We start from the raw sequence: 14,851 nt of genomic DNA, 5'->3' as shown, positions 1-14,851 counted from the left end.
TAACTCCCTTATTACTCGGCGCCGCCGACAAAGTCCAGCTCGCTACCTTCTTTAAGAGTAACGTAAGCTTTCTTCCAGTCGCTACGACGACCGAAACGCATGCCAGTACGTTTTGTTTTACCCTTAACGTTAAGTGTGCGAACACCAGTTACTTCTACTTCAAAAAGCTTCTCAACTGCCGCTTTAACTTCAGCTTTAGTTGCGTCATTTGCTACTTTAAAAACAATAGTATTGTTTTCTTCAGCAGCGATTGTGCTTTTTTCAGAGATGTGTGGAGCAAGGATCACTTTTAAAAGACGTTCTTCACGGATCATGCTAGCGCCTCCTCAAGTTGCTTAACAGCAGCAGCTGTAATTAGTACCTTATCGAAAGCAATTAAGCTTACAGGATCGATACCAGCTACATCACGTGTGTCAACCTTGTACAGGTTACGTGCCGATAAGAAAAGATTTTCATCTACTTCTTCAGTCACGATAAGAACATCTTTAAGCTCAAGTTCTTTAAGCTTAGCAACTAGTTCTTTAGTTTTTGGTGCTTCAAGACCAAAACTCTCAACAACGATTAAACGCTCTTGACGAACTAATTCAGATAAGATGCTTTTGATCGCACCACGGTACATTTTACGGTTTACTTTTTGGCTGTGGTCTTGTGGTTTAGCTGCGAAGCTAACGCCACCTGAACGCCAAATTGGACTACGGATTGTACCAGCACGTGCACGGCCAGTACCTTTTTGAGCCCATGGTTTTTTACCACCACCGCTTACTTCAGAACGTGTCTTCTGAGCACGAGTACCTTGACGAGCACCTGCTGCGTATGCAACAACTACTTGGTGTACTAATGCTTCGTTAAACTCACGTCCAAAAGTAGCTTCAGAAACTTCAAGAGCGCCAGAAGCGTCTTTAATTGCTAATTCCATCACTAAATCTCCAGGACTTATGCTTTAACAGCTGGTTTAACGATAACGTCACCGCCGATAGCGCCAGGTACTGCACCTTTAACTAAAAGCAGGTTACGCTCAGCGTCAACGCGAACTAGTTCAAGGTTCTGAGTTGTTACTTGCTCATTACCCATTTGACCGGCCATTTTCTTACCTTTAAACACCTTACCAGGTGATTGGTTTTGACCGATTGAACCAGGAGCACGGTGAGATAGAGAGTTACCATGTGTAGCGTCTTGCATGCTGAAATTCCAGCGCTTAACACCACCTTGGAAACCTTTACCTTTAGAAGTACCGGTTACGTCAACTTTGTTGATTTCGTTGAATAATTCAACAGTAAGCTCAGAGCCTACTTCAAAATCGCCTTCACCACCATTTAGGCGGAATTCCCACAGACCGCGACCCGCTTCAACACCAGCTTTAGCGAAGTGACCCGCTGTTGCTTTGTTTACACGGCTTGCTTTTTTAGTGCCTGCGGTTACTTGAAGCGCGTTATAACCGTCTGTTGCGTCAGATTTGATCTGAGCAATGCGGTTAGGAGTCGCTTCAATAACTGTCACAGGGATAGATACACCATCTTCAGTGAAGATACGTGTCATACCCACTTTACGACCGACTAGACCTAATGCCATTTTCCTAAAACCTCTCTAATCTTCCGATTAACCCAGGCTGATTTGAACATCAACACCAGCAGCAAGGTCTAAACGCATAAGTGCGTCTACAGTCTTGTCTGTTGGTTCTACGATGTCGATCAGACGTTTATGGGTGCGGATCTCGTACTGATCACGCGCGTCTTTATTAACGTGCGGTGATGTAAGTACAGTAAAACGTTCAAAGCGTGTAGGTAGTGGAATTGGACCACGTACTTGTGCGCCAGTGCGTTTCGCAGTTTCCACGATTTCCGCCGTTGATTGGTCAATCAAACGGTGGTCAAAAGCTTTTAGGCGAATACGAATGCGTTGATTTGACATTCTTAAACCTCAATATAAAGAGCATTTAAAGAGCATAAAAAAACGACCGAAACAATCTTAATAATTAAGATGCCGGTTGTTTGATTATATCTACGTTGAGTTCCAAATCGGAACTCCTGTTTATTAGCTTGAAATCCAAGCTTAATTTATTCTTTCTTGTTCCCGAGGGAATTTTGAAAGCCTGCGTATTATAATGATACTGGTGATAAATGCAACAACTATTTAGACATAATTACTTTGTTATTGTCGTTTAAAAAATAGCTAAGTTTATTAATAGTGAACGCAATGGAAGTGATGATGTCTTTATAATGTCATAGCTTGTCGATTAATCTGCAGGGGATTTTTTAGATATTATGTTATCCTATGCGCTAATTTTGCTGTTATATACCCATATTGGTTTGGGTAACTACTCTCTTATGGTGAGTCAATGCGTATTTTAAATTATGGTTTAAATCTTATCTCTGGTGGTATCAGCCGCTTGTTTGTTAAAAGCAAAGTACTGCCTGAAAAGCCTTTAGAGCAATTTGAGTTAAACCCTAAAAATCCGACCTTCTATATAGTGCGTTTAAATTCACGCTTTGATCTAGCGGCACTGGCGCGTGTTTGTAAACGAAATGGTTTACCGGACCCAACCGAACAGCAAATATTAGGTGACGAAACGTTAGATCGCTTTATCGGCATTAAAAACCCCCTCCGCTATTTGGTGATAAAGAAAAGTCTACCAATGCATTAGCGCAAGGCAAACACATTGTTGAGCACTTATTAAATAGTGGCCAAAAAAATGTGCAAGTGGTGCCCGTGACTATTTTATGGGGCCGATCGCCAGGTAAAGAAAAACCCGGACTAAGCACTTTACTTTCGCACTCACTAACGCCCAGCTGGTTTAGAAAAATTTTTGTGGTGCTTTTTTCAGGTAGAGACAACTTTATTCGATTTAGCCAACCACTCGACTTATCTTTATTGGTTAATGAAAAAGCCGACGTCAATGAATTGCCTCATAAGTTACTTCGCGTAGCTTTAGTTCACTTTAAACGTCAAAAGCTGGCTGCAACAGGGCCTAAAATCCCATCTCGTGATCAGTTATTTAGCTCACTACTGGCATCACCCACAATTAAAAAAGCAATTCAAACCGAGGCTTCTGAAAAAAACATCAGCCAAGCTCAGGCGCGACAAAACGCTTTAAAGCTACTTGATGAAATCGCTGCTAATTACAGCGATGCCACAATTCGCGTTGCTGATCGCATATTAACGTGGCTTTGGAATAAGCTTTATAATGGCATTGATATAAAGTACACCGAGCAAATTCATGACCTAACCAATAAAGGCCATGAAATAATCTACATGCCTTGTCATCGTAGTCATATGGATTACTTGCTACTAACCTACTCTATTTATCATCAAGGCCTTGTACCACCGCATATTGCTGCAGGGATTAACCTTAACTTTTTCCCTGCAGGTGGCATATTCCGCCGCAGTGGTGCATTTTTTATTCGTCGCTCATTTGCTGGTAACAAACTCTACTCAGCAGTATTTAAAGAATACTTAAGCCAGTTATTTATAAAAGGTTACTCGGTTAAGTTTTATACCGAAGGTGGCCGCAGTAGAACCGGACGCTTACTCCCCCAAAAACGGGTATGCTCGCCATGACGATGCAAGCTATGCTTCGTGGTATAGACCGCCCTGTATCAATTGTACCTGTGTATATTGGTTACGAACACGTAATGGAAATAAACACCTACTTAAAAGAGCTCGCGGGTAATGATAAAAAAGGCGAGTCGATATTAGGTATTTTTAAAGCAATTAAAAATTTGAAAAACTATGGTCGCGGGTATTTAAATTTTGGTGACCCGATTTCTATTAACCAATACCTAAATGACAACCAACCCGACTGGCGCGAGTCAATTCATGCTACCGACGTGCAAAAACCACAATGGCTAGGGCCGCAGGTGGCTAATCTGGCTGATCAGGTTATGGTTAAAATTAACAATGCCGCCGCACTTAACTCAGTTAACTTACTGGCGATGATACTGCTAGTAAACGATAAGCACGCATTGAGTAAACCTAAATTGCTAGCTCAGCTTGAGTTTTATTTGCGATTACAACGTGAAGCTAGCTACAGCAATAAAATAACCGCACCCGATGAAACGCCAGAGCAACTGCTAGAACACGCTTTAAAGTTGAATAAGTTTGATGTGATCAGTGACGAGTTTGGTGAAATTATTGCGATAAACGATAAAGAAAAAACCTTATTTAACTATTACCGTAATAACATTTTGCATATTTTTGCAGTACCTAGCTTAGTAGCTCTACATTTATTCAAGCAGCATCAAAGTACCGTTACTCACTGCCATCAATTGGTAAAATCATTTTATCCGTTATTCGCCAAAGAGTGGTACTTACAAGAGCTTGATGACAACTATGTGGCCCGCATTTTAACTAACTTTAGCGATCAAGGCTTAATTGAGCTTGATGGTGATAATATCAAAGTAACTCAAAGTAACGATAGCTTTGCCAAACTCGAAATGCTTGGTCGTGCATTGAGCTTTACTCTGCAACGTTATGCGATTGTGATTGGCTTTATTCAAACCAGCCAAGGTATTGCAAAAGCTGAACTGGAACGTGAAAGCTATGTGTTGGCACAACGCTTGGGTACGTTACATGGCATTAAAACGCCGGAGTTTTTTGATAAGAAGGTACTTAGTAGTTTTATTTCCAACCTTCGCGAACAAAAACTCATTAGTGAATCTGATAGCGGCTTACAAGGCAGCCAAGAGCTGTGCGAGACCTACAAGCAACTGCAAACACTCTTGCCGGCACGTATTTGGCAATCAATTACTGACATTGTCCACGCTCAATGTCAGTAACATACTTCACTATATTGAATTAACTCAATATAGTGGGTAGCAAAGAGTTAACGCTGGCGCATTACCCCTTCTTGGATCGTCGAGGCAACTAAATTGCCTTGGCGATCAAAAAACTGACCACGTACCAGCCCTCGCCCCGAACTCGCGCTTGGGCTATCAATGGTATATAACATCCAATCATCCATTCTAAATGGACGGTGAAACCACATAGCATGATCTATGGTCGCAACTTGCATATTCGGCTGCATAAACGACACACCATGTGGCTGCAGTGCGGTTGGTAAAAACTCAAAGTCAGACGCATACGCCAATAAGTAATTATGAATACGTTGATCGTCCGGCATATCGCCATTGGCTTTAAACCAAATATGTTTTACCGGTTCTAGGGCTTCAGGTTTAAAGGGGTTATGAAAGTTCACCGGACGCATTTCAATCGGCATTTCACGAATAAACTTATTACGGATTGCTTCAGGAATATGCTGTGCATTTTCTTGATAAAACTCTAACGAAGAACGCAGTTCTTCAGGAGCTGGAACATCAGGCATAGTGGCTTGATGCGATAACCCCTGCTCTTCACCTTGAAACGACGCTGTCATGTAAAAAATAGGTTTACCGTACTGAATCGCACTGACACGTCGAGTGCTAAAACTTTTACCATCACGTATAGTTTCTACATCGTACACAATCGGTTTTGCAGCGTCGCCTGGGCGTAAAAAATAAGAATGTAAGGAATGAACAATACGCCCCGCGGGCAGTGTTTCTTTAGCTGCTGAAAGCGCTTGTCCCATAACTTGACCGCCAAACACCGCTCTAAAACCTAAATCTTGGCTTTGTCCTCGATATAAACCTTGCTCAATTTCTTCAAGTGACAACAACGATAATAAATCATCTAATACTTGGCTCATTATTTCTTCCTCAATCCCCTAATTTATAAATGATACTATACAATAGTTAAAAAATACTAACTCACTGATTGAGGAAATCTAATATGGCATTTTGGCTTTTTAAAACCGAACCCGACGCCTTTTCAATTGATGACTTAAAGCAAGCACCACAGCAAACAACGCTATGGGAAGGTGTACGCAACTACCAAGCGCGTAATTTTATTCGCGATGATGTAAAGCAAGGTGATTTAGTGATGATTTATCATTCTAGCTGCAAACAAGTTGGCGTTGCAGGGCTTGGTGTGGTTACTAAGGCTGCTTACCCTGATCCAACGCAATTTGATTTAAGTAGCGACTATTACGATGCTAAGGCAACCACTGAAAACCCTCGCTGGTTTGTGGTAGAAATAACTTATCAGGCGCATTTGAGTAGTTTAGTAAGCCTGCAAGCGATCAAAGCAAATACTGCTATAACTGATATAGCACTTAAAAAAGGCGGGCGTTTATCGGTCATGCCAGTGACCGAAAATGATTGGCATGAAATTTTAAATATGGCGAAATAAGCCACTAAAATAACTACATTTTCTTCATTAAAATAGTACTCCACCAGCGCAGCATGTCACCGCTCGATTTTCTTATGGAGCCAAATTTGTTATAATCTGCGGCTTGCTTTACTGGAGGAAAAATGAAATTACTGTATTGGTTGGATGAATGGTTAACTCTCAGCGATGATGAGAGGCAAGCAAAACTACCAGCCTCTGGTGGAGATTTACTCGGTGATGTGTATGTAAAGTATCACTTTGTTGACCTCACTAAACCCCTGCTTTTTACTTTTTCTCCTGCGGGTACTGATATACAAGAACGCGATCTAAATGAAGACTTTGCCCCTTGGGGCTATCATCTAGCGCAAAAGCAAGATGTTAATATTATTGCGTTTCAGCATTTAGGTAAAAGCAATTGGTTTCGTAACCGCAATTTAATCTTTTTTATTGAGCAGCTATCAACTTTACTCTCTCCTTTTAAAACTAAGTTAGGCTATGGGCTTAGCCGTGGCGGCTTTGCTGTGGGTGCATTTGCTAAGTTACTCAAACTCGATAAAGTACTGCTTTTCCATCCTGTTAGCACCAAAAACAAACTTATCGCCCCTTGGGATGACCGCTCAAGTACTGAAATTGCTCAGCAATATGACTGGCAAGGTGACTACCATGATTTAGACTTAGGGGATGCCAAGGGTTACATTATTTACGATCCAACCAATCGTATTGACCGCCAACATGCTAAACGCTACAAACAGCTCACTCACTTACGCGTGTTTGGTATGGGGCACGGCACTCACGCTACTTACTTGAATAAGTTTGGCTTTTATAAACAAGTAGCGGTTGATTTTATTCGTGATCAGCAAATCGACATTGCGCAATTTAGGCTGCAAACAAAAACACTGCGTTTAAAAGAGGATTATTATAAAAAACTTAATAAAGCCAACGCTAAATCGGCACACCGCCAAGCGTTATTAAGTACCGCTCACACTATTTTAATCGACGAAAAAGCAGCGCACGTTAAAGAGCACCAAGAAAAAATTGATATTCAGCCCTTAATAGAGGTAGCTATTAAGCATCAAGACGAAAGCCCAAATGATGCCATTAAGCTATTAGAAGTTGCTCAACAACTCGTGCCTGACGACCCACTTGTTGAGCATAAACTGAGACAATTAGAATAAGTAACAAAAGGTACTCATGCTTTACTTTTTCTTGGCGTGCCCTTGCTTGGGCACAATCGAAAAGTAAAGAATCAGCGCTATCCACGAAAAGAAGATAGCGCCGACTAGCCAACCATTTTTTTCATGGCCGTGGCTACGCTTACTGTTAAGAATTATCATGATAGGAAAAATGTAAGCACATAAAACAATAATTAAAAAAGCAACTTCAGTCATTATTTTTCCAAGCTAAGCCAATCAACTTCACCACTTAACACCCGCTCTTGTGCGATGTAATGCAGAATATCACCCGCATTCACTGCATAATCTAGAGGTGGGTTTAAATCCATATTCTTTGCACTTAAATTATGAGCTACACCTAACAATATTGCATTATGATCGTACTTAAAATGATGAAATAATTTACCAAATTCCATGGTTTTTATATCACTAGGTATTTGTAGGCTAAATTGCGTATCACCATGCAAAGTAGATAATAGCTCTTCTTGAACACGGCTTGAGCCTGGGTCTTGCATTGAGCGCACCAAAATCTCTGCTGACTTAGTGCTACTACACTCAACATTGTGGCAATGCTCTAATAACATTTCCACCTTCGTTTCATCAAAAAAGTGTGCACTAATGTGACAATCTTCTTTTACTAAACGACTAATACGCAGTGCGGTGGTAAATGTTTGGTCGTCATCTTGGCCATCAATAATCACTTTATCGGCATGGCGAATGGCTACACGCTCTAGTTCATCCAAATCGGTAAAACTAGTCAAACGAGCAAAATCAACATTCTCATTACTTAAAAAGGGGTGCTCTATTTGTTCAGTAACCGCCAATAAAATACGGCGGTCTGTACGTTTAGTATCAGCCAAAATATAGTCGATCATTTTTTTTGTTCGAGCATTATGCCAACCAAAAATAATAATGTGATTACTACTGTGAGCAAAGTTTTTATCACCAGTCATAGCGCGCCTAATTAAGTAAGTTACTGTTTGCCCTGTTTTACCTAACAAGACACCAAATAAAGCCAAACCAAAGGGTATTTGTATTAATGCGACAATCCAACGGCCCAAGTCAGATGATGGACTTAAATCTCCATACCCTACCGTTGAAGTGGTTACTGTGTAGTAGTAAAAAAAGGTCCCTGGCGAAAGTAGTGCTTGCTCATTAGCCATAAATAATAAGCACCAAGTAAGTAGCATGTGTAAAGACGTTGCTATTACAACAGACTGCCAACTAACCTGATCAATGTGACTGCGCAACAGCACAACAATACGTTTAAAAATATGATGCATAATTGTTTGTTAATCGATTGATTATTTGAATCATTTGGTAACACGATACTGCACATCATAACACTTAAGCAACGTTTTACTGTAATCGAAATATTCACGGTTCGTTATGAATAAAAATAAGAGTAAACTATAGTTATTAAGTTATGAGGAAAGAATGGATCTATTATGTCAGGTGTTTTAGCGTCAGTTGATCAGCGTACTCAGCTTGTAGGTGAGAACCGTTTAGAGTTGCTACTTTTTTATTTACATAGCCGCCATTTATTTGCACTCAATGTATTTAAAATTAAAGAAGTGGTGAAGCTCCCCCGTTTAAGCAAAATACCGCACTCTCACCCCAAGGTGACGGGTGTTGCCAATATTAGGGGTGAATCTATTCCGGTGATTGATCTACGCCAAGCCATTTCAATGTCACACAAAGAGCATGGTGAAGATTGTAATTTGGTAGTAACTGAATATAACCGTACCACTCAAGGTTTTTTAATTGGTAAAGTTGATCAAATAATGAACATGACCTGGTCTGATATTATGCCACCACCTAGCTCAGTGGGTAAAAATCATTACATTACTGCACTTACTAAAGTACAGCGCGACGACGTGGAGCACTTGGTAGAAATTATAGATGTAGAAAAAGTACTGGCTGAAATAGTTGAGTACGAGGTTAATATTTCAGATGGAGTGTTAGACCAAACTATAGTTAACGAGTTCTCTGGGCGAAAAATACTACACGCTGATGATTCGCCAACAGCACGCAAGCAAGTAAGCGATACGTTATCGCAGCTTGGTATCGAAATTGTTCCTGCCAGTAATGGCCTGGAAGCACTCAATATGCTTAAAGGTTGGGCCGATGAAGGCCGCGATGTTGAAAAAGAACTACTTATGGTGATTACCGATGCCGAAATGCCCTCAATGGATGGTTATCGCTTAACCTATGAAATACGTAACGACAATCGCTTAAAAAACTTACATGTAGTACTTAACACCTCCCTAAGTGGCAGCTTTAACCAAGCCATGGTAGAAAAGGTCGGCTGTGATGCATTTTTATCAAAATTTCAGCCTGACTTACTGGTGCAAGAAGTACAAAACCGTTTAAAGCACGTATTAAGCAACGCTTAATTATAAAACTAGCAAATATCTGCTTGGGTAAATATTTGCTAGTAACACTCTCCTCATCAGCAACCTTTAAAAACCTGCCTTACTGAGTGGTTATTCAAAGCGGTGTTTGCTAATCCTAAGATTTCATGATTAATTAGTAAATAAGTTTTCACTAACTCGTTATTAATTATGCTCAATAAAGTTGCCAGCCCGTTCACTAAGCTCGTCGAGCGCTACTTACCCGACCCATTTATATTTGTCATTTTGCTCACTATTATTACCTTGAGCATTGCGAATTTAGTGACTCCTGCAACCACACTTGAGGTAATAACATCATGGGGTAGCGGGTTTTGGAACTTACTGAGCTTTGCCATGCAAATGCTGTTGGTGCTAGTAACAGGCTATATGCTCGCCAGTACCTCTTTAATAAGTAAGTTACTAACAAAATTAGCAACGCTTGCTAATACGGCCCCATAAGCCATTATTTTAGTGACATTTATCTCGCTTTTAGCAAGCTGGCTTAATTGGGGGTTTGGCTTAGTGATTGGGGCTTTATTTGCTAAGGCTATTGCTAAGCAGGCTCGAGTAGATTATCGGCTCTTAGTAGCAAGTGCTTACTCAGGTTTTGTAGTATGGCACGGCGGATTAGCAGGCTCCGTACCACTAACCATTGCCAGCGAAGGGCATTTTTCACAGGCAACAATGGGAATTATTGGCACCGAGCAAACCTTGTTTGCAGGTTTTAACATTGCGATTCTGATTGGCTTATTTATTATTATGCCGTTGGTTAACCGCTACATGCTACCGAATGAAAAAGACAGTGTTTATATTGACCCATCACTGCTTAAGAACACTCTACTCAATAAAGTAACAATAACACGCCCTGCGCAACATTTAGAACAAAGCAAACTGCTAGGCATGGGCATTGGCTTACTCGGACTTGCCTACTTAGGTTATTACTTTTTTATCGCAGGTGGCGGCTTAAATCTCAACAGCGTGATAGCGCTTTTCTTGTTTTTAGCTATCACACTACATCAGACCCCCCACAATTTACTAAATAGCCTACAACAAGCGATTCCGAGTGGCGCGGGAATTGTAATTCAGTTCCCCTTTTATGCAGGTATTATGGCGGTAATGGTAGATACAGGGTTAGCACAACAAATATCACAGGGCTTTATTGCCATAGCGGATGCCGATAGCTTACCATTTTACAGCTTTATAAGTGCAGGACTCGTTAATATGTTTGTGCCTTCAGGTGGCGGCCAATGGGCAGTCCAAGCGCCTATTGTTATCCCTGCAGCACAAGAGCTTGGTGCAGATATAGCACGCGTTGCTATGGCTGTGGCATGGGGAGATGCGTGGACGAATCTAATTCAACCCTTTTGGGCTTTACCGGTATTAGCCATTGCAGGTTTAAAAGCAAAAGATATTATGGGGTTTTGTGTGGTACAGCTGATTATTACTGGGGTGTTTATATCGCTGGTATTGAGCTTCTATTAATCTAACTGGGCTGTAACTTGTATTACAGCCCGTGCTTACTTAGCTTGATAAAATCTTCATCGGTAAGCTTAATATCGCATTTTCTGAATCTGCAAAATGCATCATCACTGCTACATGGCCTATAACTACCAGCGCATACATTACTGCCGAGAAGCCTTGGCCGTATTTATCTAATGGCATTAAATGTGAGTAATGGCGGCCGCGCCATTCAAACACAATTTCTAGCGCCCCAACAAATAAAAAGAACACTAATAACATTAAACCAAAGGTGTAACTTAGCCATAAGCCAAATAACACACCCAATAAACATACACTCAACCCCACCCATGAGCGCATTGAAAAGCTAATGCTTTTTAGTACATGCCCGCCATCAAGCGGCAAAATAGGCAATAAATTGAATAAATTAAGCAGTGCACTAAGTACTGCAACGCCCGCAAATATTTCCATTTCTGTGGCGTAATAAAGCACCACGCCTAACACTGAAGTAAACAAACCAAAGGCAGGGCCCATAAGTGATATAACCACATCTTGCCAGCGCGTGGTAATTTTGTCGTCGCTCACCGCTAAACCGCCAACAAAAGGAATTAAATAAATACCTTTAGTTTTAATACCAAAATACTTCATCGCACGTACATGGCCATACTCGTGCACCACCAAGCAGGCAATCAGCATTAACGCAAATTCAATGGTAAACAGCCACGCATAACCCGCTACCGATGCACTGGCAAGCGCCACTTTAACAACTTTAGCACTTTTAAATAATTTAAAGCCAAGCGCCGCGAGCCCTAAAAACCCTTTTTTAGGTTCGCCTTGTGCTGCTGCAGGTAAAGCTAACTGAGTTGCAAACTGATTATTTACATATAGCGCCAAGCTTTGCTGGCTTACTTCGCTGCTATCAATACCAATTAACTGCTCATCAAGCATAAACTCGACATAATTTTCACGTGGGTTTTCAAATGCTATCGCTTGCTGATCATGAAATATTTTTACAACTTGCTGCCCTGATATCATCAGCGTAAACGGTTGCTCTGCCAGAGAAAGATCGACTTTTATCATTGTTATACCCATTATAAATTATGGCGCTAGTATACCTTTCCACCAAAAAAACTCGAGTGAGCTAGCATCATTTTATTAGCGATAATTTAAGGTAAAAATGCCTGAAATACTGACAAAAACTATTCAAGCGACTATTTTTAGTATTACAGGAAGTAAGCTACAACTACCAAGGACACCAATGCGAACTCAATTGCCAAACATACTCGTTGTTGATGACTCAAAAGCCATTTTAATTGTTATGAAAGCGATTTTTAATGAGCTCGAAATGCCAGAAGTTACCACTTGCTTAAGCGCAGTTACAGCACTAGAGAAAGTAAAGCCTGATATAAACTTTTATGACGCTATATTTACCGATCTGAATATGCCAGAAATGGATGGTATGGAGTTAATTCGTAACTTAGGTGAAATAGGCTATTGCGGTGCGATTGTTATTATTTCTGAAATGGATCCTAAAATAATCAGCCTAGCAGCTGATCTAGCCAAGCAGCATAATGTGCATTTAATTGGTAACCTTACCAAGCCAGTACAATTAAATCAGGTAAATACGTTACTTGCCAAAATAGCGCAGTTAAACAGCCATACGCTTGTAAAAGAGCGCCCAATTACTAAAGCTAAACTTGTTAGCGCATTAAAAAATAATGAAATAACACCGTTTTACCAGCCTAAGATAAATATAAACACCAACTTTATACAAAGTGTTGAAGTATTGGCTCGTATAGTTTCAAATAAAAACGAACGCGTGATTTTACCAAGCCGTTTTATTAGCCTTGCTGAGCAATGCGAATTAATCAATGACATTACTTTTACGCTGTTTGAAAAAGCCTGCAGTGACTTAAAGCAGCTCAAAGAACAATTAGGAGAAAACTTAAAGTTGTCATTTAATATGTCGCCATGCCAGTTAAATGATTTGAACTGCCCTAATAAATTATTACAGTTATTACAAAAGCACGGCGTGCTTCCCAATGATGTGGTTGTTGAAATAACCGAGCAACATGCCCTTTCAAGCTATACCCAACTTGAAACCTTAAACAGATTAAGAATATTTGGTTTTGGTATCTCACTGGATGATTTTGGTACTGGCTTTACTAATATTAACCAACTGAAACAGCTGCCATTTACAGAAGTAAAAATAGACCGCTCTTTTATAAGCCACATTGAAACAGATAAGTTTTCGCAAGTTGTGGTCAACTCATTGATTGATATGACTAGCCAAGAGCAACTGCAACTTGTTGCTGAGGGTGTTGAGCGTCCGGAAGAACTTGCCTATCTAAAGCACTATCAAACAAATTTAGCTATACAAGGATTTTTGTTTAGTTGCCCAAAAGCAAAAGCTGAATTTATCTCGTGGGCACAACACTGGATAAAAACAGCTGCTAAAACAAATAATAACTAAGGTCTGCTGACCTTTGCCGGTTGATATTTACTAAATACCCCTAACGAGATTCATTATCCTCGGCACTGACGATATGCTCACTATCCGCTAAACGTTGATGCCAACGTTGCTTAGCCACGGCACGCATGTTGGTAGATTGATCTCGCTCATCAACAATTTCTAAACCCATTAGCGCCTCTATCATATCTTCTAGGGTTACTATTCCTTGCACATCACCGTATTCATCAATCACTAAACAAATATGGGTACGCTTGGTAAGTAATATTTGTAATAACGACGATACGTTTTGCGTGCTCGGTACTGTATAAATAGGCTTAACCAACTTACTAATCTTATAGTCTGTGCCTAAGCGGTGGTATGCCAACATAATGTCGTTTTTATGAACAAACCCTATTATATCGTCAGCATCTTTGTCGTAAATTAGCACTCGAGAGAATGACGAAGAGCCATGTTCGCTTAAGTACTGATTTACAGTAAGGTCTTTATGAATTTTAAAAATAACCGTGCGCGGGGTCATTAAGTCGGTTAGTTTTGCGTGCCTAAAATGCAGTAAGTTTCGAATGATCTCTGACTCATCAGCATGAAGTGCCCCCGACTCACTGCCAATATCGGCCATCGCTTCTATTTCTTGGCGAATATAATAGGCCTCATTATGCTTTTGCCCCATCAAATTGGTTAGCTTTTGTGCAGCCCATACAAACGGCTTAAGCACTAACACCAAAATACGTAAACCATAAGTCACACTCGGTGTTAAAGCACGCCAATAGTTGGCACCCAAGGTTTTTGGAATAATTTCAGATAACACCAATACCAATAAAGTCATAATAGCAGATGCAATCCCCACTGCTGCATCTGAAAACACCACGGCAGCCTGTGCTCCTACCCCTGCGGCACCAGCAGTATGGGCAACAGTATTAAGCGTTAAAATAGCCGCTAATGGTTGATCAATATTACTTTTTAGTATTTCAAGTTGTTTAGCCAGCACTGGCCGCTCTTTGCGCAACAATGCAACATAACTAGGTGAAATACTTAATAGTACGGCCTCCATGATTGAACACAAAAACGAAATCACAATCGCTGTAACCATGTAAACGATTAATAGTGTCACTTTCTCTCCGATAAGTTGGATAAATACCCGATGATAATAGCCATCATAA

Annotated in this window: 13 protein-coding genes and 2 pseudogenes; 6 read left to right on the top strand and 9 right to left on the bottom strand. The window is 40.5% G+C overall.

Annotation, left to right across the window (positions count from 1 at the left end; translation table 11 throughout):
• Nucleotides 1-11: 11 nt before the first annotated feature.
• The 4 genes from rplW to rpsJ are packed head-to-tail and all read right to left on the bottom strand — an operon-like array spanning nt 12 to nt 1,908.
• Nucleotides 12-314 carry a 50S ribosomal protein L23 gene (rplW, locus tag AB8618_RS00175; RefSeq protein WP_008108343.1) on the bottom strand — a complete coding sequence of 101 codons (303 nt, stop codon included), beginning with the start codon at nt 312-314 and terminating at the stop codon, nt 12-14.
• On the bottom strand, nt 311-916 hold the full coding sequence (rplD, locus tag AB8618_RS00170) for a 50S ribosomal protein L4 (RefSeq protein WP_008108340.1): 606 nt from the start codon (nt 914-916) through the stop codon (nt 311-313). Before rplD ends, rplW begins: the two co-directional genes overlap by 4 nt.
• A 17-nt stretch (nt 917-933) precedes the next feature.
• On the bottom strand, nt 934-1,569 hold the full coding sequence (gene rplC, locus AB8618_RS00165) for a 50S ribosomal protein L3 (RefSeq protein WP_138605949.1): 636 nt from the start codon (nt 1,567-1,569) through the stop codon (nt 934-936).
• 27 nt (nt 1,570-1,596) lie between these two features.
• Nucleotides 1,597-1,908, bottom strand: coding sequence for a 30S ribosomal protein S10 (gene rpsJ, locus AB8618_RS00160; protein ID WP_002957900.1), 312 nt, complete (start codon nt 1,906-1,908; stop codon nt 1,597-1,599).
• Between the two features lie 427 nt (nt 1,909-2,335).
• Here rpsJ and plsB point away from each other — a divergent pair.
• Nucleotides 2,336-4,772 (top strand): annotated as a pseudogene (plsB, locus tag AB8618_RS00155) (glycerol-3-phosphate 1-O-acyltransferase PlsB).
• Between the two features lie 47 nt (nt 4,773-4,819).
• Here the strand turns inward: plsB and tesB are convergent.
• Nucleotides 4,820-5,677, bottom strand: coding sequence for an acyl-CoA thioesterase II (gene tesB / locus AB8618_RS00150; protein WP_010391943.1), 858 nt, complete (start codon nt 5,675-5,677; stop codon nt 4,820-4,822).
• 83 nt (nt 5,678-5,760) lie between these two features.
• On the opposite strand from tesB, the gene AB8618_RS00145 reads away from it, so the two are divergent.
• Nucleotides 5,761-6,219 (top strand): EVE domain-containing protein, encoded by a 459-nt coding sequence (locus AB8618_RS00145; RefSeq protein WP_138570145.1) that lies wholly within the window; start codon nt 5,761-5,763, stop codon nt 6,217-6,219.
• Nucleotides 6,220-6,341: 122 nt separating this feature from the next.
• Entirely contained in the window at nt 6,342-7,373 is a 1,032-nt protein-coding gene (locus AB8618_RS00140; RefSeq protein WP_178954580.1) for a cytosolic protein, read from the top strand.
• A gap of 21 nt (nt 7,374-7,394) precedes the next feature.
• Here AB8618_RS00140 and AB8618_RS00135 read toward each other — a convergent pair whose 3' ends face one another.
• On the bottom strand, nt 7,395-7,586 hold the full coding sequence (locus tag AB8618_RS00135) for a hypothetical protein (protein WP_178954578.1): 192 nt from the start codon (nt 7,584-7,586) through the stop codon (nt 7,395-7,397).
• Nucleotides 7,586-8,653 carry a potassium channel family protein gene (locus AB8618_RS00130; protein WP_109875670.1) on the bottom strand — a complete coding sequence of 356 codons (1,068 nt, stop codon included), beginning with the start codon at nt 8,651-8,653 and terminating at the stop codon, nt 7,586-7,588. Before AB8618_RS00130 ends, AB8618_RS00135 begins: the two co-directional genes overlap by 1 nt.
• Before the next feature lie 165 nt (nt 8,654-8,818).
• Between AB8618_RS00130 and AB8618_RS00125 the strand changes: the two genes are divergently transcribed.
• Entirely contained in the window at nt 8,819-9,766 is a 948-nt protein-coding gene (locus tag AB8618_RS00125) for a chemotaxis protein CheV (protein WP_409424366.1), read from the top strand.
• Between the two features lie 168 nt (nt 9,767-9,934).
• Nucleotides 9,935-11,245: pseudogene (locus AB8618_RS00120) on the top strand (short-chain fatty acid transporter).
• Between the two features lie 39 nt (nt 11,246-11,284).
• Here AB8618_RS00120 and AB8618_RS00115 read toward each other — a convergent pair.
• A complete protein-coding gene (locus AB8618_RS00115; RefSeq protein WP_413401083.1) occupies nt 11,285-12,301 on the bottom strand; it encodes a metalloprotease in 1,017 nt (338 codons plus the stop codon).
• Between the two features lie 178 nt (nt 12,302-12,479).
• Between AB8618_RS00115 and AB8618_RS00110 the strand changes: the two genes are divergently transcribed.
• On the top strand, nt 12,480-13,694 hold the full coding sequence (locus AB8618_RS00110) for an EAL domain-containing protein (RefSeq protein WP_413402900.1): 1,215 nt from the start codon (nt 12,480-12,482) through the stop codon (nt 13,692-13,694).
• Between the two features lie 40 nt (nt 13,695-13,734).
• Here the strand turns inward: AB8618_RS00110 and AB8618_RS00105 are convergent, their stop codons facing one another.
• Nucleotides 13,735-14,802, bottom strand: a complete 1,068-nt coding sequence (locus AB8618_RS00105) for a CNNM domain-containing protein (protein ID WP_138605937.1) — start codon at nt 14,800-14,802, stop codon at nt 13,735-13,737.
• Between the last annotated feature and the right edge of the window lie 49 nt (nt 14,803-14,851).

Origin of the sequence: Pseudoalteromonas sp. RW-H-Ap-1, assembly GCF_048318575.1 — a bacterium.
Lineage (GTDB): Bacteria > Pseudomonadota > Gammaproteobacteria > Enterobacterales > Alteromonadaceae > Pseudoalteromonas.
The sequence above is the reverse complement of the archived record's forward strand: the minus strand, read 5'-3'. Positions and strand labels throughout refer to the sequence as shown.

Excerpts from the sequence above, each read along its gene's own strand:
- rplC (WP_138605949.1), bottom strand. The coding sequence starts at position 1,569 with ATGGCATTAGGTCTAGTCGGTCGTAAAGTGGGTATGACACGTATCTTC.
- rpsJ (WP_002957900.1), bottom strand. The coding sequence starts at position 1,908 with ATGTCAAATCAACGCATTCGTATTCGCCTAAAAGCTTTTGACCACCGT.
- rplD (WP_008108340.1), bottom strand. The coding sequence starts at position 916 with ATGGAATTAGCAATTAAAGACGCTTCTGGCGCTCTTGAAGTTTCTGAA.
- AB8618_RS00145 (WP_138570145.1), top strand. The coding sequence starts at position 5,761 with ATGGCATTTTGGCTTTTTAAAACCGAACCCGACGCCTTTTCAATTGAT.
- AB8618_RS00130 (WP_109875670.1), bottom strand. The coding sequence starts at position 8,653 with ATGCATCATATTTTTAAACGTATTGTTGTGCTGTTGCGCAGTCACATT.
- AB8618_RS00110 (WP_413402900.1), top strand. The coding sequence starts at position 12,480 with ATGCGAACTCAATTGCCAAACATACTCGTTGTTGATGACTCAAAAGCC.
- rplW (WP_008108343.1), bottom strand. The coding sequence starts at position 314 with ATGATCCGTGAAGAACGTCTTTTAAAAGTGATCCTTGCTCCACACATC.
- tesB (WP_010391943.1), bottom strand. The coding sequence starts at position 5,677 with ATGAGCCAAGTATTAGATGATTTATTATCGTTGTTGTCACTTGAAGAA.
- AB8618_RS00140 (WP_178954580.1), top strand. The coding sequence starts at position 6,342 with ATGAAATTACTGTATTGGTTGGATGAATGGTTAACTCTCAGCGATGAT.
- AB8618_RS00135 (WP_178954578.1), bottom strand. The coding sequence starts at position 7,586 with ATGACTGAAGTTGCTTTTTTAATTATTGTTTTATGTGCTTACATTTTT.
- AB8618_RS00125 (WP_409424366.1), top strand. The coding sequence starts at position 8,819 with ATGTCAGGTGTTTTAGCGTCAGTTGATCAGCGTACTCAGCTTGTAGGT.
- AB8618_RS00115 (WP_413401083.1), bottom strand. The coding sequence starts at position 12,301 with ATGATAAAAGTCGATCTTTCTCTGGCAGAGCAACCGTTTACGCTGATG.